Source organism: uncultured Selenomonas sp. (assembly GCA_905372355.1).
GTDB lineage: Bacteria > Bacillota > Negativicutes > Selenomonadales > Selenomonadaceae > Selenomonas.
The window spans coordinates 15517-34712 of record CAJPOT010000008.1; the positions used below are offsets into that span (position 1 = coordinate 15517).

At 60.2% G+C, this 19196-nt stretch carries 17 protein-coding genes and 1 other annotated feature; of the genes, 4 read left to right on the forward strand and 13 right to left on the reverse strand.

Annotated features, from left to right (window positions below; translation table 11 throughout):
* Positions 1-325 precede the first annotated feature (325 nt).
* From QZ177_RS06595 to QZ177_RS06655, 13 genes are all read right to left on the reverse strand, one after another.
* Entirely contained in the window at positions 326-712 is a 387-nt protein-coding gene (locus QZ177_RS06595) for a biotin/lipoyl-containing protein (protein WP_294176188.1), read from the reverse strand.
* Positions 713-757: 45 nt separating this feature from the next.
* Positions 758-901 (reverse strand): hypothetical protein, encoded by a 144-nt coding sequence (locus tag QZ177_RS06600; protein ID WP_006193510.1) that lies wholly within the window; start codon positions 899-901, stop codon positions 758-760.
* A gap of 15 nt (positions 902-916) precedes the next feature.
* Positions 917-2446, reverse strand: a complete 1530-nt coding sequence (locus tag QZ177_RS06605; RefSeq protein WP_294176194.1) for a carboxyl transferase domain-containing protein — start codon at positions 2444-2446, stop codon at positions 917-919.
* 124 nt (positions 2447-2570) lie between these two features.
* On the reverse strand, positions 2571-2993 hold the full coding sequence (gene mce, locus QZ177_RS06610) for a methylmalonyl-CoA epimerase (RefSeq protein ID WP_009646173.1): 423 nt from the start codon (positions 2991-2993) through the stop codon (positions 2571-2573).
* A gap of 34 nt (positions 2994-3027) precedes the next feature.
* On the reverse strand, positions 3028-3966 hold the full coding sequence (meaB, locus tag QZ177_RS06615; RefSeq protein ID WP_264918227.1) for a methylmalonyl Co-A mutase-associated GTPase MeaB: 939 nt from the start codon (positions 3964-3966) through the stop codon (positions 3028-3030).
* A gap of 139 nt (positions 3967-4105) precedes the next feature.
* Positions 4106-4498, reverse strand: a complete 393-nt coding sequence (locus QZ177_RS06620; RefSeq protein ID WP_009646128.1) for a cobalamin B12-binding domain-containing protein — start codon at positions 4496-4498, stop codon at positions 4106-4108.
* A gap of 88 nt (positions 4499-4586) precedes the next feature.
* Positions 4587-6236, reverse strand: coding sequence for a methylmalonyl-CoA mutase family protein (locus QZ177_RS06625; protein ID WP_009646138.1), 1650 nt, complete (start codon positions 6234-6236; stop codon positions 4587-4589).
* Positions 6237-6380: 144 nt separating this feature from the next.
* Positions 6381-7880 carry an acetyl-CoA hydrolase/transferase family protein gene (locus QZ177_RS06630; RefSeq protein WP_009646151.1) on the reverse strand — a complete coding sequence of 500 codons (1500 nt, stop codon included), beginning with the start codon at positions 7878-7880 and terminating at the stop codon, positions 6381-6383.
* 251 nt (positions 7881-8131) lie between these two features.
* Positions 8132-9478: an O-antigen ligase family protein gene (locus QZ177_RS06635; RefSeq protein WP_294176202.1), complete on the reverse strand. Its 1347-nt coding sequence runs from the start codon at positions 9476-9478 to the stop codon at positions 8132-8134.
* Positions 9468-10763: a folylpolyglutamate synthase/dihydrofolate synthase family protein gene (locus QZ177_RS06640; protein WP_294176205.1), complete on the reverse strand. Its 1296-nt coding sequence runs from the start codon at positions 10761-10763 to the stop codon at positions 9468-9470. Before QZ177_RS06640 ends, QZ177_RS06635 begins: the two co-directional genes overlap by 11 nt.
* A gap of 13 nt (positions 10764-10776) precedes the next feature.
* Complete coding sequence (locus QZ177_RS06645; protein ID WP_294176207.1) at positions 10777-13437, reverse strand: valine--tRNA ligase; 2661 nt, start codon at positions 13435-13437, stop codon at positions 10777-10779.
* 123 nt (positions 13438-13560) lie between these two features.
* Positions 13561-13805, reverse strand: a binding site (T-box leader).
* A 60-nt stretch (positions 13806-13865) separates the two neighbouring features.
* The gene (hslO, locus tag QZ177_RS06650) at positions 13866-14750 is read right to left on the reverse strand and encodes an Hsp33 family molecular chaperone HslO (RefSeq protein ID WP_294176209.1); all 885 of its coding nucleotides are present in this window, start codon (positions 14748-14750) and stop codon (positions 13866-13868) included.
* 74 nt (positions 14751-14824) lie between these two features.
* Positions 14825-15376, reverse strand: a complete 552-nt coding sequence (locus QZ177_RS06655; RefSeq protein ID WP_294176211.1) for a hypothetical protein — start codon at positions 15374-15376, stop codon at positions 14825-14827.
* A 293-nt stretch (positions 15377-15669) separates the two neighbouring features.
* Between QZ177_RS06655 and relB the strand changes: the two genes are divergently transcribed.
* From relB to QZ177_RS06675, 4 genes are all read left to right on the forward strand, one after another.
* The gene (gene relB / locus QZ177_RS06660) at positions 15670-15948 is read left to right on the forward strand and encodes a type II toxin-antitoxin system RelB family antitoxin (RefSeq protein WP_294176212.1); all 279 of its coding nucleotides are present in this window, start codon (positions 15670-15672) and stop codon (positions 15946-15948) included.
* Positions 15893-16156, forward strand: coding sequence for a type II toxin-antitoxin system RelE/ParE family toxin (locus QZ177_RS06665; protein WP_294176288.1), 264 nt, complete (start codon positions 15893-15895; stop codon positions 16154-16156). Before relB ends, QZ177_RS06665 begins: the two co-directional genes overlap by 56 nt.
* 151 nt (positions 16157-16307) lie before the next feature.
* Positions 16308-17216 carry a 1-phosphofructokinase gene (gene pfkB, locus QZ177_RS06670; protein WP_294176213.1) on the forward strand — a complete coding sequence of 303 codons (909 nt, stop codon included), beginning with the start codon at positions 16308-16310 and terminating at the stop codon, positions 17214-17216.
* A 29-nt stretch (positions 17217-17245) separates the two neighbouring features.
* A complete protein-coding gene (locus QZ177_RS06675) occupies positions 17246-19186 on the forward strand; it encodes a fructose-specific PTS transporter subunit EIIC (RefSeq protein WP_294176214.1) in 1941 nt (646 codons plus the stop codon).
* Positions 19187-19196 lie beyond the last annotated feature (10 nt).

Below are 19196 nucleotides of genomic sequence, written 5' to 3' on the forward strand. Positions count from 1 at the left end.
TCTATTCCAATTCCAAAGATGCCAAAAAGGCGCCGCCTTCGGTCGGAGCGTCACACCCGACATCTCTTTTGCCCATTGCCGAAGCATGCGGCGCGTGAGGACGCTTTTTTCACCTCAAAAGCAAGATGCCTTTTCTTGCTCAAGTATAGCAAGATTATTCTCTCCTGTAAAGAGCACCACCACAGAGTCTCGCCCGCTTAGCAAAGCAAAACTGCCGCACGCAGATGCGTGCGGCAGTTCCATTCGTACAAGCTCAACCGACGACGACTAAGAAGCCCCCCCACCAATAGAGGGCGGAGGTTCAACCTCGTTCCATTCGTACAGCTTAGCCGACGATGACCAGCGGATCGCCAGCCTTGACGCTCTGACCAGCGGCGACGTTGATCGCCTTGACCGTGCCGGCCTGCGTTGCAGCGATTTCGTTCTGCATCTTCATGGCTTCGAGAATCAAGAGGACATCGCCCGAGTTGACCTTCTGGCCCTCGGAAACGAGGACGTTGACGATCTTGCCCGGCATCGGGGCGTTGACGGAAGCTTCGCCGGCGCCAGCGGAAACAGCTGCCTTGGCAGGAGCGGCAGGAGCAGCCGGAGCAGCGGCCTTCGGAGCGGCGGGAGCGGCAGCCTTAGGAGCCGGAGTCGCGCCTGCGACCTTCTCTTCCTCGACCTCGACTTCGTAGCTCGTGCCATTGACCTTGATGTTGAACTTTTTCATTGTAAATTCCTCCAAGTCTTCAATTTGTTTTCGCTTACGTCTTTCTTAATGGATGCTCTGGCGACCCGCCATTGCCCATGCGTCGTTGCGCTTGATCTTGACGGCAACGACTTTATTGCCAACCATCATCTGGACGGCTGCAGCGATGACCGCAGCGACCTCAGGTTTGACGTCTTTTGCGTTTTGCATAAGTGAACCTCCCGATTACAACGGAATATTTCCGTGCTTCTTCGCCGGCCCGACTTCGCGCTTCGAGGCGAGAGCGTTCAATGCCGTGATGACATAGGGGCGCGTCTCCTTCGGCTCGATGACCATGTCGGCGTAGCCGCGCTCCGCCGCCTTGTACGGCGTAGCGAATTCCTCGACGTACTCCGCCGTCTTCTGATCCTTGTCGGGATCCTTGCGGAAGATGATGTTCGCAGCGCCCGCAGGGCCCATGACGGCGATTTCAGCCGAAGGCCATGCCATGACCTGGTCTGCACCGAGTTCACGGCAGCACATAGCGATGTAGGAACCGCCGTACGCCTTGCGCGTGATGACCGTGACCTTGGGCACCGTCGCCTCGCTGTAGGCATAGAGCATCTTCGCACCGTGGCGGATGATGCCCGTGTGCTCCTGGCCGACGCCCGGCAGGAAGCCCGGAACATCGACGAGGTTGACGAGCGGGATGTTGAACGCATCGCAGAAGCGGATGAAGCGCGCCGCCTTGTCGGAAGCATTGACATCGAGGCAGCCTGCCATGACGTTCGGCTGGTTCGCGATGATGCCAACGGAGCGACCATCGAAGCGTGCGAAACAGGTGATGATGTTCGTCGCGAAATACTGATGCACTTCGTAGAACTCGCCGTTGTCGACGATGCTGCGGATGACGTCCTTCATGTTGTACGGCGCGTTCGGGTTGTCGGGAATGACCGTGTTCAAGGACTCGTCCATGCGAGACGGGTCATCGCCTGTCTCAACGATCGGCGCGTCGTCCATGTTGTTGCTCGGCAGGAAGGAGAGCAGGTAGCGGATCTGCTGGATGCAGTCGTCCTCGTCCTCCGCCGCGAAATGCGCAACGCCCGAGACCGAGTTGTGCGTCATGGCGCCGCCCAAGGCTTCCGCCGTGACTTCTTCCGCCGTGACGGACTTGATGACGGCAGGACCCGTGATGAACATCTGGCTCGTGTTCTTGACCATGTAGATGAAATCCGTGATGGCCGGGCTGTAGACAGCGCCGCCCGCGCACGGTCCCATGATAACGGAGATCTGCGGCACGACGCCCGAAGCCGCCGTGTTGCGGTAGAAGATGCCCGCATAGCCCGAAAGCGCGTCAACGGCTTCCTGGATGCGTGCGCCGCCCGAGTCGTTGATGCCGATGCACGGAGCACCCATCTTCATCGAGAGATCCATGACCTTCCAGATCTTGTGCGCGTGCTTCTCGCCCAAGGAGCCGCCCTCGACCGTAAAGTCCTGCGCGAAAGCGTAAACAAGGCGGCCGTCGACCGTGCCGTAGCCCGTGACGACGCCTTCGCCCGGCAGTTCCTTCTTGTCCTGTCCGAAGTTCGTGCAGCGATGCTTCATGAACATGTCAAGCTCGACGAAGGTGTTCTCGTCAAAGAGCTTCTCGATGCGCTCGCGAGCCGTCATCTTACCCTTTTCATGCTGCTTGTCGATGCGCTTCTGTCCGCCGCCCAGTCGGATATGTTCCTTCTTGGCGTGCATGAGGGCGATTTTTTCCTGAACTGTAGCCATACTCTTCCTCCTCTATGTCGAATCTTTCTCGTATATAGTACCTTATGAAAGTCCAGGCGGTCAAGCCCGACTCTTTCATTCCCGCTCATCCCAAGCGCACAGGCGCAGGCTATGCGGCAAGGGTTCAGCGGTCTTCGTGCTCACAGATTTCGAGGAGGACGCCGTGCGTGGCTTTCGGATGAATGAAGGCGATCTTCGCGCCGCCCGCACCGTAGCGCGGCTTCTCGTCGATCATCTTCACGCCCTTCGCCATGAGGTCGGCGATCGCGTTCTCGATGTTGTCTACGCGAAGAGCGATGTGCTGGATGCCGCCTCTGCCGCCGTTCTTCTCGATAAACTTCGCGATCGGGCTCGTCGGCTCCGTCGCCGCGAGAAGCTCGATCTCCGAGCCGTTCGGCGTCGGGTTGAAGCTCGTCTCGACCTTCTGCTCGGCAACAACTTCCTTGCCCGTGCACGGGATGCCCAGCTGCTCCGTCCAGAACTTGCCAACCTCGTCGAGATCGTTGACAGCAATACCGATGTGGTCTACACCCATAACTTTGAACATGTGGATTACCTCCTAGATATAGAAAGATCTGCCGTCACTTGAGCATGTTTTTCATGATGTCTTGCGTGACGGTGTAGGGATCTGTCCTGCCTGCCTTGATGTCGGCAACGAACGCGTCGAGCTTGCCCGAATCGACGACCTTGCTCTTGACGTACGAGCCAATATTGCTTTCGAGGATATCGATCATCTCGTCCTTCGTGCGTTTCGTGCGCCGCTCGGCGAGAATCCCCTTCTCCTCAATGTAGGCGCGGTGCTTGTCGACGGATGCGACAAGTTCCTTGACGCCGATCTGTTGGTTTGCTATGACCTTGTCGATGGGCGGACGCCAGTCTTTCATCACGCCGTCCAAATCGAGCATCATGTTGATCTCGCGCACGAGCTTGTCCGCGCCGTCGAGATCTGCCTTGTTGATGGCGAACACGTCGCCGATCTCCAAGACGCCCGCCTTGATGGCCTGGATGTCATCGCCCATGCCGGGAATCAATACGACCATCGTCGTATCGGCTGCCCGAACGATGTCGACCTCGGATTGCCCGACGCCGACGGTCTCGACAAAGATAATGTCCTTGCCAAAAGCGTCCATCGCCTTGACGGCGTCCGCCGTCTTGTGCGAAAGGCCGCCCAAGCTGCCGCGTGTCCCCATGCTGCGGATGAATACGCCTTCGTCCATCGCCAGACTCGCCATGCGGATGCGGTCGCCCAGGATGGCGCCGCCCGAAAACGGGCTGGTCGGGTCGATGGCGATGACGCCGACGGTCTTGCCCTGCTTGCGGTATTCGTTCGCGAGCTTGTCCGTCAGCGTGCTCTTGCCGGCGCCCGGAGGCCCCGTGATGCCGAGCACATAGGCGTGACCCGTATGCGGGTAGAGCGCCTTCATGATGTCGATGGCATTTTCCGCCTCGTTCTCGATCGCCGTGATGGCTCTCGAAAGCGCGAGGCGATTTCCTTGCAGGAGTTCCTTGGCTATGTCCATGGAATGCACCACCTATGCCATTGTTCCGGAAAATCTCGAAAAACACAGAATTGCCCGTTGTTTCCCGAAATTTCGCGCATGATACGGATAAAAGCAAGGCTGGCGGCAGACGAGCTGCTGCCAGCCCCATATCGAACTCTTACTTCTTCACATGCTCGTTGATGAAATCGACGATGTCGCCCGTCGGCGTGCCCGGCGTGAAGACGGCGGCAATGCCCGCTTCTTTGAGTGCGGGGATGTCCGTCTCAGGAATGACGCCGCCGCCAATGATCAGCGTGTCCTTCATTCCCTTGCTGCGCACAAGCTCGACAACCTTGGGGAAAAGATGCGGATGAGCGCCCGAGAGGATGCTCATCGCGATGACATCGACGTCTTCCTGCAGAGCTGCTTCCGTAATCTGCTCCGGAGTCTGGCGAAGACCTGTGTAAATGACCTCGAATCCTGCATCACGAAGAGCACGCGCGACGACTTTCGCGCCGCGATCATGGCCGTCCAAGCCCGGTTTTGCTACCAATACCCTGATTTTTGCCATTTGAAATTACCTCCAAGTTCAAGTAGAGAAAGGAATGCAGGGTGCGGCCGCCCGAAAAACGGACGGCTTTCCCCAAAAGCCCTGCGAATTACAGGGACGTATGAGCCTCGTATTCGCCGAAGACGCTGCGCATGACGCCGCAGATTTCACCGAGCGTCGCATACGTCTTGACAGCCGTGAGGATGTGCGGCATGAGGTTTTCCTTCTCATCCTCGCACGCCTTCTTGAGGGCTTCGAGCGCGGACTTCACAGCTGCGTTGTCGCGCTTCGCCTTGACCTCGGCGAGCTTCTTCTTCTGCTTCTCGCCGACGGAGGCGTCGACCTTCAGGAGGTCCTTCGGCGGCTCCTCGTTTTCCTTCTGATACTTGTTGACGCCGACGATGATGCGAGCGCCGGACTCGACATCCATCTGCCAGGCGTAAGCACTGTCCTGGATTTCCTTCTGGATGTAGCCCTTCTCGATGGCAGCGACAGCGCCGCCCATCTCGTCGATCTTCTTGATGTACTCCATCGCTTCCTTCTCGATCCGGTTCGTCATGGCCTCTACATAGTAGGAGCCTGCCAGCGGATCGATGACGTCAGCGAGGCCGCTCTCATGCGCAACGATGTGCTGCGTGTGCAGAGCGATGGAGACGGACTCTTCCGTCGGAAGCGCGAGCGCTTCGTCGCGGGAGTTCGTATGGAGGGACTGCGTGCCGCCCATGACGGCTGCCGCCGTCTGCAGTGCGACGCGGACGATGTTGTTGTCCGGCTGCTGCGCCGTGAGCATGGAGCCTGCAGTCTGGGTATGGAAGCGGAGTTTCATGGACTTGTCCTTCTTCGCGCCGAAGCGGTCGCGCATGATCTTCGCCCAGATGCGACGAGATGCACGATACTTCGCGACTTCTTCGAGCACGTTGTTGTGCGCGTTCCAGAAGAAGGAGAGACGGCCCGCGAAATCGTCGACGTTGAGTCCCGCCTCGATGGCGGCATTGACGTAGGCGATGCCGTCGGAAATCGTGAACGCGATTTCCTGAGCAGCCGTGGAACCGGCTTCGCGGATATGGTAGCCCGAGATGGAAATGGTGTTCCACTTCGGTACGTTCTTCGAGCAGTAAGCGAAGATGTTGGTGATGAGGCGCATGGACGGACGCGGCGGGAAGATGTAGGTGCCGCGAGCCGCATACTCCTTGAGGATATCGTTCTGAATCGTGCCCGTGAGTTTGTCTGCGGGCACACCCTGCTTCTCAGCAACAGCGATGTACATCGCAAGAAGCACGGAAGCCGGGGCGTTGATCGTCATGGACGTCGAGACCTTGCCGAGATCAATCTGGTCGAAGAGGGTCTCCATGTCAGCGAGCGAATCGATCGCCACGCCGACCTTGCCGACCTCGCCTTCGGAAATCGAATCGTCGGAGTCGTAGCCGATCTGCGTCGGCAGATCGAAAGCGCACGAGAGGCCCGACGCGCCTGTCGCGATCAACATGCGGTAGCGCTTGTTGGACTCTTCGGCCGTGGAGAAGCCGGCGTACATACGCATAGTCCAGAAGCGGCCGCGATACATCGTAGGCTGCACGCCACGCGTGTAGGGGAACTGGCCCGGAACGCCGAGATCCTCGACGTAGTTCTCGCCCTCGACGTCGAGCGGCGTGTAGAGACCCTGCTCGGGAACGTGCGGGCGAAGCGGGAATTTCGCGGTGGTCTTTTTCAGGTCAGCCTCGTACTTTTCCAACTCGGCCTGGATTTTCTCATTGCTCATATTGTTTTCCTCCTGTCAGGGAATGCAAAAAGGGGCGCATCCGCTCGTCTCCTGCGTGTCTTTGCCGCGGAAGTCCGAGCGGTCTATAGCCGCTTCCTTTTCCCCATTGATTTCCGATCCGTTCAAAAAAATGTTTTCTGCGCCTTATTTCATGGATTTCGTTTCGATGAACTTCTCATGGAAGGAAAGCGCTTCCTTGATGATGTGCGGCGTATGTGCATGCTTGGTGGCCTCTACGGCTCTGTTGTAGTAGTCAAGCAGCACCGGCTTGTAGTCGGGATGCACGCAGTTGTTGATGATCTCCAAGGCGCGCGCCCTCGGTGCAAGGCCGCGCAGATCCGCGATGCCCTGCTCCGTGATGATGACGTCAACGTCGTGCTCCGTGTGATCGATATGCGAGCACATCGGAACGACGGACGAGATCGCGCCGTTCTTCGCAATGGAAGGCGTGTAGAAGATCGTCAGGAAGGCGTTTCTCGCGAAGTCGCCCGAGCCGCCGATGCCGTTCATCATCTTCGTGCCTGTAACGTGTGTGGAGTTCACGTTGCCGTAGATGTCGACTTCAAGAGCCGTGTTCATGGCGATGACGCCGAGGCGATGGACAACTTCCGGGCTGTTGGAGATTTCCTGCGGACGCAGCAGCAGGTACTTCTTGTACTTCGCGACGTCCTTGTAGAAGCGCTCCATGCCCGCCGGCGAGGGTGAAAATGCCGTGCCCGAGGCGAAGTTCAGCTTGTTTGCGTCGATGAGGTCGAGCATGCCGTCCTGGATGACCTCGGTGTAGACCGTGAGGTCTTCGAGGTCGGAGTCAACGAAGCCCGCCATGACGGCGTTCGCGACGTTGCCGACGCCCGACTGCAGCGGCAAGAGGTTCTTCGGCATGCGGCCCGCCTTGATCTCCGCGTTGAGGAATTCGAGCGTGAACTGCGACATCTTCTTCGAATTCTCGTCGATCGGCGCGAGGTCACGCGTGTGATCCTTGATGTCGCACGGCACGATGTACTTGATCTTGTCCGGCGTGCACGGGATGAACGGCGTGCCAACGCGGTCATCCGCCTTCACGATGGGAATCGGCAGACGATTCGGCGGGTCGAGCGGCACGTAGACGTCATGCATGCCCTCAAGCTCCAGCGGCTGCGTCGTGTTGACCTCGACGATGACGACATCGGCCTGCTGCACATAAGAGGCAGCGTTGCCGAGCGAAGTCGACGGAATGATGTTGCCCTCTTCTGTGATGGCGACGGCTTCGACGATGGCGATGTCGAGCTTGCCGAGGTAGCCGACGCGTGCGAGCTGTGCGGACTCACTCAGATGGAGGTCGAGATAGTCGACGGAGCCATTGTTGATCTCGCCCCTAAGAATGGCGTCCGTCTGGTACGGCAAGCGCCTCTTGATGCCGTGGACGGCGGCAAGCGTGTCGTCAAGCTCCGGGCCGGTCGAAGCGCCCGTCCAGATGTCAACGGTGAAGGGCTCCTTCTTCATGCGCTCGGCCAGGGCAAGCGGAATTGCCTTCGGATAAGCGGAAGCGGTGAAGCCGCTCATGCCGATGCTCATGCCCGGCTTAATGAAGGCCGCCACTTCCTCCGCGCTCACGATCTTCGCCTGCAGGTCTTTGTTGCGTACGCGATCCGAGATGTCAATCATTCAATACATCCTCCCTCACAAGGCCGTCCGGCCCGTGTAATCTAAGGAAACCGCCGCTTCTCCCGGGAAAGCAGGAAGAGCCGGGCTTCCAGTGATGAACTGCCGCCGCAGCCGAACTCACCCTCCTCTTCCGTTTCCGCATGATAGCTTCTCGCTATCGCGCGAAAATGGGATAACTGAGGCTTATCGTACTACTATGCGACAATTATATCCTAAGCTAAAGAATACCACTTCGACGCTTTAGCGTCAAGTCAATTTTCGGACTCTTCGCCGCTATTTTTAGGCGATTCGCCGCCCTCTTTCGCCCTCTGGCGAAGCTCTCGAAGCTTCTGCCGCTTCCTCGCCGCCAGTTCGTCCATGACGATGGCCTCGTCCTCCTCATTGCCCGCAAACTCTGTGACGGCGGCGAGCGCCGCAAGAAGCCACAGGAGCATCGACGACGGGATGTTGAAGAGCACGTCGTCCGTGAGGCCGTTCAGCGCGATGGAGAAGAAGGCGAGGCTGACCCCCAGCATCAGCCCTTGGCGGAAGCCCTCACTGTCATGCACCTTCGAGAAGAAGGCCAGCCCCATCGTGCCGAAGAAGAACCACAGGAAGGCTACGGCACCGACGACGCCGATCTCCGCCGCGTAGTTCAGATACATGTTGTGCGCGTGGACGATGAGCACGTCCGCGCCCTGCAGGTAGAAGTCGTATTCGGGGTAGACCATCCAGTAGGCACCCCAGCCGATGCCGAAGAACGGATGGTCGCCGATCATAGCGAGCGTGCTTTCCCACAGCGCAAGGCGCATTTCCGACGAGGTGTCGACGCGCGTGAAGACCGACGTCACGCGGTCGAGAAGCGCGGGGTCGAGGAGGAAGAGCGCGCCCGCGACGACGCCGACCGCAAGCAGCACGCGCCCGTCGCGGAACATACCGTAGAGGATGAAGATCAGGGCGACGACGAGGAACGCCATGCGTGCATACGTCATCGCGAGGCACGCTGCCAGGAGCACGAGCGCCGCACCGAGCGCGATGCGCCGTCGTTGATCGCGCATCTTCACGAAAAAGGCGAAGGCGAAGCACATGGCGACGTCGAGATAGCCCGCGAGAATGTTGGGGTTCTCCCACGTTGAGAAGACGCGCTTCTTGAGCTCGGGGAAGGCATCACCGTCGACCCACTTCATCGTGCTCGTGTCGATGCCGAAGGCGAACTGGTAGAAGCCGTAGAGCACGACGAGCACGCACGAGAGACCGAGCGCGTAGACGATCTTGCGGATGTCCTGCGACGCCTGGACGTTCTGCCCGATCAGAAGATACGTCAGAAGGTAGACGCCGACGAGGTTATAATAGTTGTAGAAGCTGAAGCCACGGTCGGGCGAGACAAAGATGGAAACCGCGCCCAAAAGCGCGAAGAGCGCGGCAGGCACGTCGTAGGGCAGGCGGCGGAAGCGACGGCACTCCTTGTCGACGACGAGGCGCGCGAGCCAGAAGATGACGCCGAGGAGCAGAGCCGCCGTCGCCAGGGGCGGCGAGAGCGCAATGAGGAAGGCTTCGAGCAAGATGGCATAGTAGATGCCGCCCGCAAGATAATCCGACAGGCTGTCCTTAGCCGTCATGGTGCGCCCCCCTCTCCAAAAGCAGACGCCGCAAGTTCCCTATGAGATATAAGGAGCCTGCCGCGCAGAGGATGCGCCGTCCGGCCGCCCAGTCGAGCGCACGCGAGAGCGCCGCGTCCGCCGCCGGGACGACTTCGACCTCCTGCGTGATTTCCCGCGCGACGCGGGCAAGGTTCTCGGGGTCGCCCGCGCGCGCCGAATCCGGCGGCGTGATGACGACGCGATCGTCCGCACGCACGAACGTCCGAAGCATCGCGCGGTAGTCCTTGTCCTCCAAGATGCCGAGGAGCAGCACGCGCTTCTCGCCCGCGAATGCCGCGTCAAGACTCTCCTTGAGAGCCGCCGCCCCCGCCGGGTTGTGTGCGCCGTCGACGACGATGCGCACGCCTTCGAGCGCAAAGCGCTCGAAGCGCCCCGGCCAGGCGACGGACTTCAAGGCGCGGGCGATTGTCTCGTGCGTGACGGCGCGATGCTTCTCGGCGAGGAGCATCGCCGTCCGAATGGCGAGCGCGGCGTTCTGCCGCTGGTATGCGCCGCCAAGCGCGAGCGCGTAGTGCGCTGCGCCGCCGTCCTTCGACGAGAAGTCGATTCCCTCAGCACCTGCGGCCGCGCGGAAATCTTCGCCATAGGCGAAGATTTCGCTTTCCTCCGCCGCGGCCTTTCGGCGCACGACATCGAGCGTCATGCCCTCAGCCGCCGTGACGACGGGCACCCCCCGCTTGATGATACCCGCCTTGTGATGCGCGACGCCTTCGAGCGTGCCGCCGCAGCGGTCAGCGTGCTCCATGGCGACGTTCGTGATGACGGCGACCTCGGGCATGATGACGTTCGTCGAGTCGAGAAGCCCGCCCAGACCGACCTCGATGACGGCATAATCGACGTCCTTTTCGGCGAAATAATAGAACGCCGCCGCCGTCAGCACCTCGAACTCGGTCGGCTGCTCCAGCCCCTCGGCGAGCATCGCCTCCGCCGCCTCTTTTGCAGCCGAGATCGCCGCCGCGAAGTCCTCCTCGCTCGCCTGCTCGCCGTCGATGACGAAGCGCTCCGTGTAGGAAGTGAGATGCGGCGAGGTGTAGAGTCCCGTCCTAAAGCCCGATTCCGTCAAAATCGCCGCCGTCATGGCGCTGACTGAGCCCTTGCCATTCGTGCCTGTGACATGGACGGTTCTGTATCGCCTTTCGGGGTGGCCGAGCAGCTCCGTGAGCCGCTCGATGCGCGAAAGGCCGAGCTTCGAGCCGAAGACGTTGAGACTTTCGAGGTAAGAAAGACTTTCCTTGTAGTCCATTTCCCCACCTTCCTCAGAGCTTCGCCAGGTAGGCGAGACGCTCTTCGACCGCCTTCTTCTTCTCCCGCGCCGCTTCGAGCTTTTCGCGCTCCTTCTCGACGACGGCGGGCGGCGCCTTCTTGACGAATCCCTCGTTCGCGAGCTTGCCGCCGAGGCGCTTCTCCTCGCCGACGAGGTTTGCCAATTCTTTTTCCAGACGCGCCTTTTCCTTCTCGACGTCGATGAGCCCCCTCAGAGGCAGGTAGACCTCGACACCCGAGACGATCGCCGCCATGGCATTCTCGGGCTTCGCCGCGCCGTCTTCCAAGACGGTCAGAGGCTCCGCCCACGAGAGCGCGGCGAAGTACGCGGCGTGCGCGGCGAATACGGGCGCGAGCGCCTTGTCCGCGAAGTGCAAAATGACCTCGCTCCTCTTGCCTGGCGCGGCCTCAACCTCGGCGCGCATGTTACGGATGCGCACGATCACTTCCATGATGCTCGCCATCTCGCGCTCCGCCGCCTCGTCGACGAGAGCCTTGTCCGCCTCGGGCCACGGCGCGATCATGACGCTCCTGCCCTCATGCGGCACGCGCTGCCAAATCTCCTCCGTGAGGAACGGCATGAAGGGGTGCAGCAGGCGAAGCGTGCGCTCCAAGACGTACGAGAGGACATACTGTGCCGTCTTCTTCGAGCGCTCGCCCGCCGCATCTTTGTCATAGAGCCGCGCTTTCGCCAACTCGATGTACCAGTCGCAGAACTCGCTCCAGATAAACTCGTAGATCATGCGCCCCGCTTCGCCCAGCTCGAACTTCTCCAGATTCTCCGTCACGCCCGCCGCCGTCTTCTGGCAGCGCGACAAGATCCAGCGGTCGGCGAGCGTATAGTCCTCCGCCGTCGGAGTGAAGCTCGCATCGAAGTCCTCCAAATTCATGAGCATGAAGCGCGAGGCATTCCACAGCTTGTTCGCGAAATTTCGCGCCGCTTCGACGCGCTCCCAGTAGAAGCGCATGTCGTTGCCCGGCGTGTTGCCCGTAATGAGCATGAAGCGCAGGGTGTCCGCGCCGTACTTGTCGATGACCTCGACGGGATCGATGCCGTTGCCGAGCGACTTCGACATCTTGCGTCCCTCGCTGTCGCGCACGAGACCATGGATGAATACGTGGCGGAAAGGGATGTCCTTGCCGAACTCCAAGCCCATCATGACCATGCGTGCGACCCAGAAGAAGATGATGTCATAGCCCGTCACGAGAACGCTCGTCGGGTAGAACTGCTTGAGTTCCGGCGTGGCATCAGGCCAGCCCATCGTCTCGAACGGCCAGAGTCCCGAGCTGAACCATGTATCGAGCACGTCCTCATCTTGGTGCAGATGATGGCCGCCACACTTCGGGCAGGTCTCGACGTCCTCGCGCGAGACGACCGTCTCCTTGCAGTCTTCGCAATACCACGCAGGGATGCGATGCCCCCACCAAAGCTGGCGCGAGATGCACCAGTCGCGGATGTTTTCGAGCCAGTTCACATAGATCTTCGTAAAGCGCTCGGGCACGAACTTGATGCGGCCGTCCTGCACCGCCTCGATCGCCGGCTTTGCGAGGCTCTCCATCTTCACGAACCACTGCTTGGAGACGAGCGGCTCGACCGTCGTATGGCAGCGCGAGCAGTGGCCGACGGCGTGCTCATGCTCCTCTGTGGAGACGAGAACGCCCGCCTCTTCGAGATCTTTGACGAGCATCTTGCGGCACTCGTAGCGATCGAGTCCCGCGTACTTGCCGAGACCTTCCGACATCGTGCCGTCATTTTCTATGACGCGCACCTGCGGCAGATCGTGGCGCAGCCCCATCTCGAAGTCGTTCGGATCGTGCGCAGGCGTGACCTTGACCGCGCCCGTACCGAAGGCGGGATCGACGTACTCGTCGGCAAAGATGGGAATCGGGCGATTGACGATGGGCAGGATGACGTTCCTGCCGACGAGATCCTTGTAGCGTGCATCATCGGGGTGCACGGCGATTCCCGTATCGCCGAACATCGTCTCCGGGCGCGTCGTCGCGATCTCAACATAGCCCTCGCCGTCCTCGAAAGCATAGCGCAGATGCCAGAGATGACCCGCTTCCGTCTCGTGCTCGACTTCGATGTCCGAGAGTGCCGTATTGCACGACGGGCACCAATTCGTAATGCGCGTCCCCTGATAGATCAGCCCCTTCTCGTAAAGGCTCACGAAAACTTCGCGCACGGCACGCGAGCAGCCATCGTCCATCGTGAAGCGCTCGCGCGCCCAGTCGCACGAAGAGCCGAGCGTTCGGAGCTGATACATGATGCGGCTGCCGTACTCCTCCTTCCACTGCCAGACGCGCTCCGTGAACTTCTCGCGCCCGAGTTCGTAGCGGTTCGTACCCTCTGCGCGAAGCGCCGCCTCCACCTTCGCCTGCGTCGCGATGCCCGCATGGTCGCAGCCCGGCATCCAAAGAGTATTATAGCCCTGCATGCGCCGCCAGCGGATCAGGATGTCCTGCAAGGTATTGTCGAGCGCGTGCCCCATGTGCAGCTGCCCCGTCACATTGGGCGGCGGAATCACGATGGAAAACGGCTTCTTTCCCTCCTCGGGTTCGGCATGAAAGAAATCGTTCTCCTCCCAGAACTCGTACCATCTCTTCTCAAACGACTGCGGCTCATAAACCTTCGGGATATTATCCTTTGCCATGAAAAAACCTCCATACATGTCGCATTGACGCAAAAGTCCCCTGCAGGAAGCACGGACAGCCGCAAGACAAATCCCCGCAGCCCGCATAAACCTCCCGCAAACAAAAAATAAAGCTCTCCCGTCCGAAAGGACGGAAGAGCCTGCTTCCGTGGTACCACCTAACTTCCCGCAAGGCGAAACACCCTGCAGCTCTAAGGCATAACGCCGCCGCCGCGCCCGCGCCTACACACCGAACAGCAAAATGCGCCATGCGGCTTCAGCCCGAAAGCTCCGAAGTGACCTTCCGCCGCCCGCCGCAGGGATTCTCACCAGCCATCCCCTCTCTGAAGCGGCGCTTGCAGCGTACTCCTCTTCCTCATCGCCTTTACCGACAAAAGGATACCATAAGAATGGCATTTTGGCAAGATGCGGCGACGCTCCCTTGCCGTTCACCCCTTCGCCGCCCGCTCCTTCTCGGCGAGCAGCGCCTCCAAGTCCTCGCGCATGAACGCGTACTTCTCGCCGCAGAAGTGACAGCAGACCTCCGCCTTGCCGTCGGCGACGAGGGACGCGAGATCCGCTGTACCTAGGCTCAGAAGCACGGACTCAACGCGCTCCTTCGAGCATGAGCAGCGAAAGGCGAGCTCGGTCTCGGCGAGGACTTGCATTTCGCCCAAGCCCTGCATGACGCGCCCGGCGATCTCGTGCGCCGTCATGTCCTGATGCACCATGTCGGAAACGGCGGGAAGCGCGGCAAGATTCTCCTCCAACTGGGAAAGCGATTCCTCCGACGCACCTGGCAATGGCTGCACAAAGAAGCCGCCCGCCGCCAACACCGAAAGATCGGGCGCAACGAGCACGCCGAGCGCGACGGAAGACGGCGTCTGCTCCGAATCATACAGGTATCGCGTCAAGTCTTCGGCGATCTCGCCCGTGACGATCTCGGACGAGCCGGCGACAGGATCCTTGAGTCCCGTGAAGCGCGTGACCGTCAAGAGTCCCGTGCCGACGCCCGCGCCGACGTCGAGCTTTCCCTTCGCGTTCAGCGGCAGATTTACATGTGGATGCTCGACATAGCCGCGCACGAAGCCCTCGGGCACGGCATCCGCCACGATGGCGCCCAAGGGTCCTGCGCCCGCGAACTTCACGGTCAGCGCCTCCTCGTTCTTGAGGTTCGCCGCGAGGAGCAGCGCCCCCGTCATCGTGCGGCCGAGAGCCGCCGCCGCGACGGGCAGGCAGTCGTGGCGGCGCACGGCTTCGCCGACGAGATGCGTCGTGCGCGCCGCATAAATGCGGAAGTCGCCCGCCATCGCCTTGACCAAAGTATCTTTCATCGGGAAAATTCCTCCTTCTTCAAGCAAGGCGGGTGGACACACAGCGTATCCACCCGCCTTATCTCTTATATTCATCATTCATCCCATGCGTAGAGCACAAGGATGTCGGGCGCATGGACGGCGTCGTAGAAGGCGACAATCTTGCGCCCCGCCGCCTTGCACCACGCATGGCGCAGCACACCGCCCTTGTCCGGCGACTTCTCTTCCGAGCTGAAGAAGTCCGCACGCTCCGCCTCCGTCAGCCCCAGCGATTCCAAGGCGAGCGCCAGTACGCGCCGCAGAGCCAAAGAGCGCGGCACAGGGGCCTTCTCGCTCTTCATGACGATGCTCGAAAGCGCCCCCGCCTCGTTGACGTTCAAAAAAAGCCTCCCTTTCTCCTCAATGCCGAGGAGTTCGGCCTCATAAACGCGATAATTCTTGAGCTTCACGTCGTTCGACAGAAACGGCGCGGCAAGGCGCACGACGGAATCCTCGCGCTGAGCCGTATCGTTGTAACGCGCGACAAAGGCCGCCGCATCGAGATCCGAAACGCGCACCGCATGGTTCGCCAGACAGACGCCTGCGCTCGTCACAAAAAATACGCCGGCAAGCGCAAGGCCGCGCAAAAAGTCATGCCACAAGGTCAAAAGACGCCTCCCCAAAGACTATCCAAGCCACTATTTCAATGTGCAAACTACACGCACAAACATCCACTTCGTGGACATTGTGCGCCGCCCTTAATGAAAGTTTACCAATCCGTCTGCGCCCTTCGGGCTTGACTTCTTGGACTTTCATAGTAATCTCCATTATAGCACAACGGAGCGGGGATTCAAGGGAAATCGCGCCATCTGTCTGCGCCTGCACGGATTATTTATAAGGAAGGGAATTGACAGTCTCATACTGATGTAGTACATTGTAATTAACGAAAGGAGTGATGGAAATGAGCTTTTCAATCCGACTGACGGACACGGAGCGGGCGCTCGCTGAAAGCTACGCGAAGCTGCACGCGCTCTCGCTCGCCGAAGCATTCAAGCGGGCGCTCTTCGAAAAGATCGAGGACGAGTACGACATCGCGCTTGCCGACGAGGCGTATGAGGAGTATCTGCGTAGCGGCAAGCAGGCAAGACCGATTGAAGATTTGTGGAAGGAGCTGGATCTTGAAGATGACGTATACGGTGCAGACGACCGCCGCCTTCGATCGGGATTTCAAGAAGCTTGACAGCTATACGCGCCGCATCATTCGCGGCTGGATTGTCAAAAATCTCACGAACTCGGAAAATCCTCGTGCGCACGGCAAGGCACTCACGGGTAACCACAAGGGCGAATGGCGCTACCGCATCGGCGACTACCGTCTGATCTGCGCCATTGAGGACGAGCGGCTCGTCATCCTCTCCCTCGCCCTCGGGCACAGGCGCGAGGTACATTGACGTGCAAACGAGCGCAGAAAGATCTGCCGCACACGCCTTTGCCGCGAATGTCCGAGACGCAAAAGACTTCGATTCTTCTTGCCTTTTCATCCGTCCCTAAGGTATACTGAAATCGTGATAATCGGTGTCATATTGGATTGAGGTGAAGAATATGATTTACACCGTGACATTCAACCCGTCGCTCGACTACATCCTGCGGCTCGACTCGCTCGAAAAAGGCGAGATCAACCGCGTGACGTACGAGCATATCCTGCCCGGCGGCAAGGGACTGAACGTGTCGATGGTCTTGAAGAACCTCGGCCACGCGAGCCGTGCGCTGGGATTCGTGGCGGGATTTACGGGCGAGGCTGTCAAAAAGCAGTTCGAGAGCTTCGGCTGCGAGGCGGACTTCGTACACCTCGCAGAAGGATTTTCGCGCATCAACGTGAAGATCAAGGCGAAGGAAGAGACGGAAATCAACGGACAAGGGCCGCAAATTACAGAGGCGGCGCAGGAGGAGCTTTTCCAAAAGCTTGAACAGCTCCAGGCGGGCGATACGCTCGTCCTGGCGGGCAGCATACCGAACACTTTGCCCGACGACATCTATGAACGCATCATGGAACGACTCGGAGGACGCTCCATCCGCATCATCGTCGACGCGACGAAGGGGCTGCTCCTCAATGTCTTGAAGTACGGGCCGTGGCTCATCAAGCCGAACAACCACGAACTCGGCGAGATGTTCGATACGGAGCTCAAGACAGAAGCGGAGCTGATCGCGCACGCGAAGAAGCTGCAGGAGATGGGCGCGAAGAACGTGCTGATCTCGATGGCGGGCGAAGGCGCGCTCTTCCTGACGGAAAGCGGAGAATCCTTCAAGAGTCCCGCGCCCAAGGGAACGCTCGTGAACTCTGTCGGCGCGGGCGATTCGATGGTCGCGGGCTTCCTCGCCGGCTACGAGGAGTCGGGCGGCTCGTGGCGTGACGCCTTCTTCATGGGCGTCGCGACAGGCTCTGCGTCGGCATTTTCCGAAAACCTCGCACGGCGCCCCGAAGTCGAGGCGCTATTGAAGGCCATCGGCTGAACGCCGGCTGAAAGAAAGGAGCGGTCGATATGCGTATTACGGACTTATTGAAGAGCGAGAGCATCATGCTCGGCGCACAACCGAAGGACAAGCGTGACGCCATCGCCATCTTGACGGGACTGATGGAAAAGGGCGGCAATCTCTCGGACAAGGCGCAGTACGAAAAGGACGTGCTCGCACGAGAAGCGTCGGGCACGACGGGACTCGGCGACGGCATCGCGACGCCGCACGCCAAGAGCGCGGGCGTCAAGGCGCCGGGGCTTGCAGCGATGACGGTGCCGGCGGGTATGGATTTCGAGGCGATGGACGGCAATCCCTCGCGCCTCTTCTTTGAAATCGCCGCGCCAGACACAGCAGCCGATGTGCATCTCGAAGTCCTGAGCAAACTCGCGACGATGATCATGGATCCCGACTTCAAGGAAGCTTTGGTCGCGGCGAAGTCGAAGGAAGAGTTCCTCTCGCTCATCGACGCGAAGGAAGATGGCAAATTCGAGGCTGCGGCAGAGCCTGCGCCCGCCGCAGCAGAAGCCGGCGCACAGGCAGCCGCACCAGTCGAAAGCACTGCGGCTCCTGCGGCAATCACCAAGAAGATCCTCGCCGTCACGGCGTGCCCGACGGGCATCGCCCACACCTTCATGGCAGCGGAAAGCCTAGAGCAGCACGCGAAGAAGCGCGGCATCCCCATCAAGGTGGAAACGAACGGCTCAGGCGGCGCAAAGAATATCCTGACGGCGGCGGAAATCGCCGACGCCGCATGCATCATCGTCGCGGCGGACAAGAACGTGGAGATGGCGCGTTTTGACGGCAAGCCCGTCATTCAGACGAAGGTCGCGAACGGCATCAACAAGGCGGACGCGCTCTTGGACGAGGCGCTCTCCGGCACAGCGCCGATCTACCACCATGCGGGCGGCGCGGCTGCAGCGGAGGAAAGCGCGGCAGATGACGAGAGCATCACGCGCCAAATCTACAAGCATCTGATGAACGGCGTCTCGCACATGCTGCCGTTCGTCATCGGCGGCGGCATCTTGATCGCCCTCGCCTTCCTCCTTGACACCTTCGACCCCGCCAACCCCGGCAACTTCGGCTCAAATCTCTGGTACGCCAAGACCTTCATGGACATCGGTGGCATCTCCTTCGGCTTCATGCTGCCCGTGCTCGCAGGCTTCATCGCCATGAGCATCGCGGACAGGCCGGGACTCGCCGTCGGCTTCGTGGGCGGCGCGCTCGCCTCTTCGAGCGGCGCGGGCTTCTTGGGGGCGCTCATCGCAGGCTTCGTCGCGGGCTACGTCGTCAATGCGCTCAAGAAGGTCTTCGCCGATCTGCCGCACTCTTTGGAAGGCATCAAGCCCGTGCTTCTCTATCCGCTTCTCGGCGTCTTCCTCGTGGGTGTCATCATGATCTTCGTGATCAACCCGCCCGTCGCGGGCATCAACAACTGGATGATCGAGACCTTGAAGGGCATGGACACGTCGAGCCGCATCTTCATCGGTGTCCTCATGGGCGGCATGATGGCGGTTGACATGGGCGGTCCCGTGAACAAGGCGGCGTACGTCGTCGGCACGGGCATGCTCGTATCGGGCGAATACGGCATCATGGCAGCGGTCATGGCGGGTGGCATGGTGCCGCCGATCGCCATCGCTCTTGCGACGACATTCTTCAAGAACCGCTTCACGGAACAGCAGAGGAAATCGGGCGTCGTCAATTACATCATGGGGCTTTCATTCATCACGGAGGGCGCGATCCCGTTTGCAGCAGCCGATCCCCTGCGCGTGATTCCGTCTTGCGTCATCGGCTCGGCGACGGCGGGCGGCCTGTCGATGTTCTTCGACTGCACGCTGCGCGCCCCGCACGGCGGCATCTTCGTCGTGCCGACGATTGGCAACCCGCTGCTCTATCTCGTCGCGATCTTCGCCGGCGCCGTCCTCAGTGCGCTCTGCCTCGGCATCGTCAAAAAGAAGGTCGAGGAATGACGGCGCTGAA

Coding starts and splice junctions, on each gene's coding strand:
- QZ177_RS06595 (WP_294176188.1), bottom strand. CDS start 712: ATGAAAAAGTTCAACATCAAGGTCAATGGCACGAGCTACGAAGTCGAG.
- QZ177_RS06600 (WP_006193510.1), bottom strand. CDS start 901: ATGCAAAACGCAAAAGACGTCAAACCTGAGGTCGCTGCGGTCATCGCT.
- QZ177_RS06605 (WP_294176194.1), bottom strand. CDS start 2,446: ATGGCTACAGTTCAGGAAAAAATCGCCCTCATGCACGCCAAGAAGGAA.
- mce (WP_009646173.1), bottom strand. CDS start 2,993: ATGTTCAAAGTTATGGGTGTAGACCACATCGGTATTGCTGTCAACGAT.
- meaB (WP_264918227.1), bottom strand. CDS start 3,966: ATGGACATAGCCAAGGAACTCCTGCAAGGAAATCGCCTCGCGCTTTCG.
- QZ177_RS06620 (WP_009646128.1), bottom strand. CDS start 4,498: ATGGCAAAAATCAGGGTATTGGTAGCAAAACCGGGCTTGGACGGCCAT.
- QZ177_RS06625 (WP_009646138.1), bottom strand. CDS start 6,236: ATGAGCAATGAGAAAATCCAGGCCGAGTTGGAAAAGTACGAGGCTGAC.
- QZ177_RS06630 (WP_009646151.1), bottom strand. CDS start 7,880: ATGATTGACATCTCGGATCGCGTACGCAACAAAGACCTGCAGGCGAAG.
- QZ177_RS06635 (WP_294176202.1), bottom strand. CDS start 9,478: ATGACGGCTAAGGACAGCCTGTCGGATTATCTTGCGGGCGGCATCTAC.
- QZ177_RS06640 (WP_294176205.1), bottom strand. CDS start 10,763: ATGGACTACAAGGAAAGTCTTTCTTACCTCGAAAGTCTCAACGTCTTC.
- QZ177_RS06645 (WP_294176207.1), bottom strand. CDS start 13,437: ATGGCAAAGGATAATATCCCGAAGGTTTATGAGCCGCAGTCGTTTGAG.
- hslO (WP_294176209.1), bottom strand. CDS start 14,750: ATGAAAGATACTTTGGTCAAGGCGATGGCGGGCGACTTCCGCATTTAT.
- relB (WP_294176212.1), top strand. CDS start 15,670: ATGAGCTTTTCAATCCGACTGACGGACACGGAGCGGGCGCTCGCTGAA.
- QZ177_RS06665 (WP_294176288.1), top strand. CDS start 15,893: ATGACGTATACGGTGCAGACGACCGCCGCCTTCGATCGGGATTTCAAG.
- pfkB (WP_294176213.1), top strand. CDS start 16,308: ATGATTTACACCGTGACATTCAACCCGTCGCTCGACTACATCCTGCGG.
- QZ177_RS06675 (WP_294176214.1), top strand. CDS start 17,246: ATGCGTATTACGGACTTATTGAAGAGCGAGAGCATCATGCTCGGCGCA.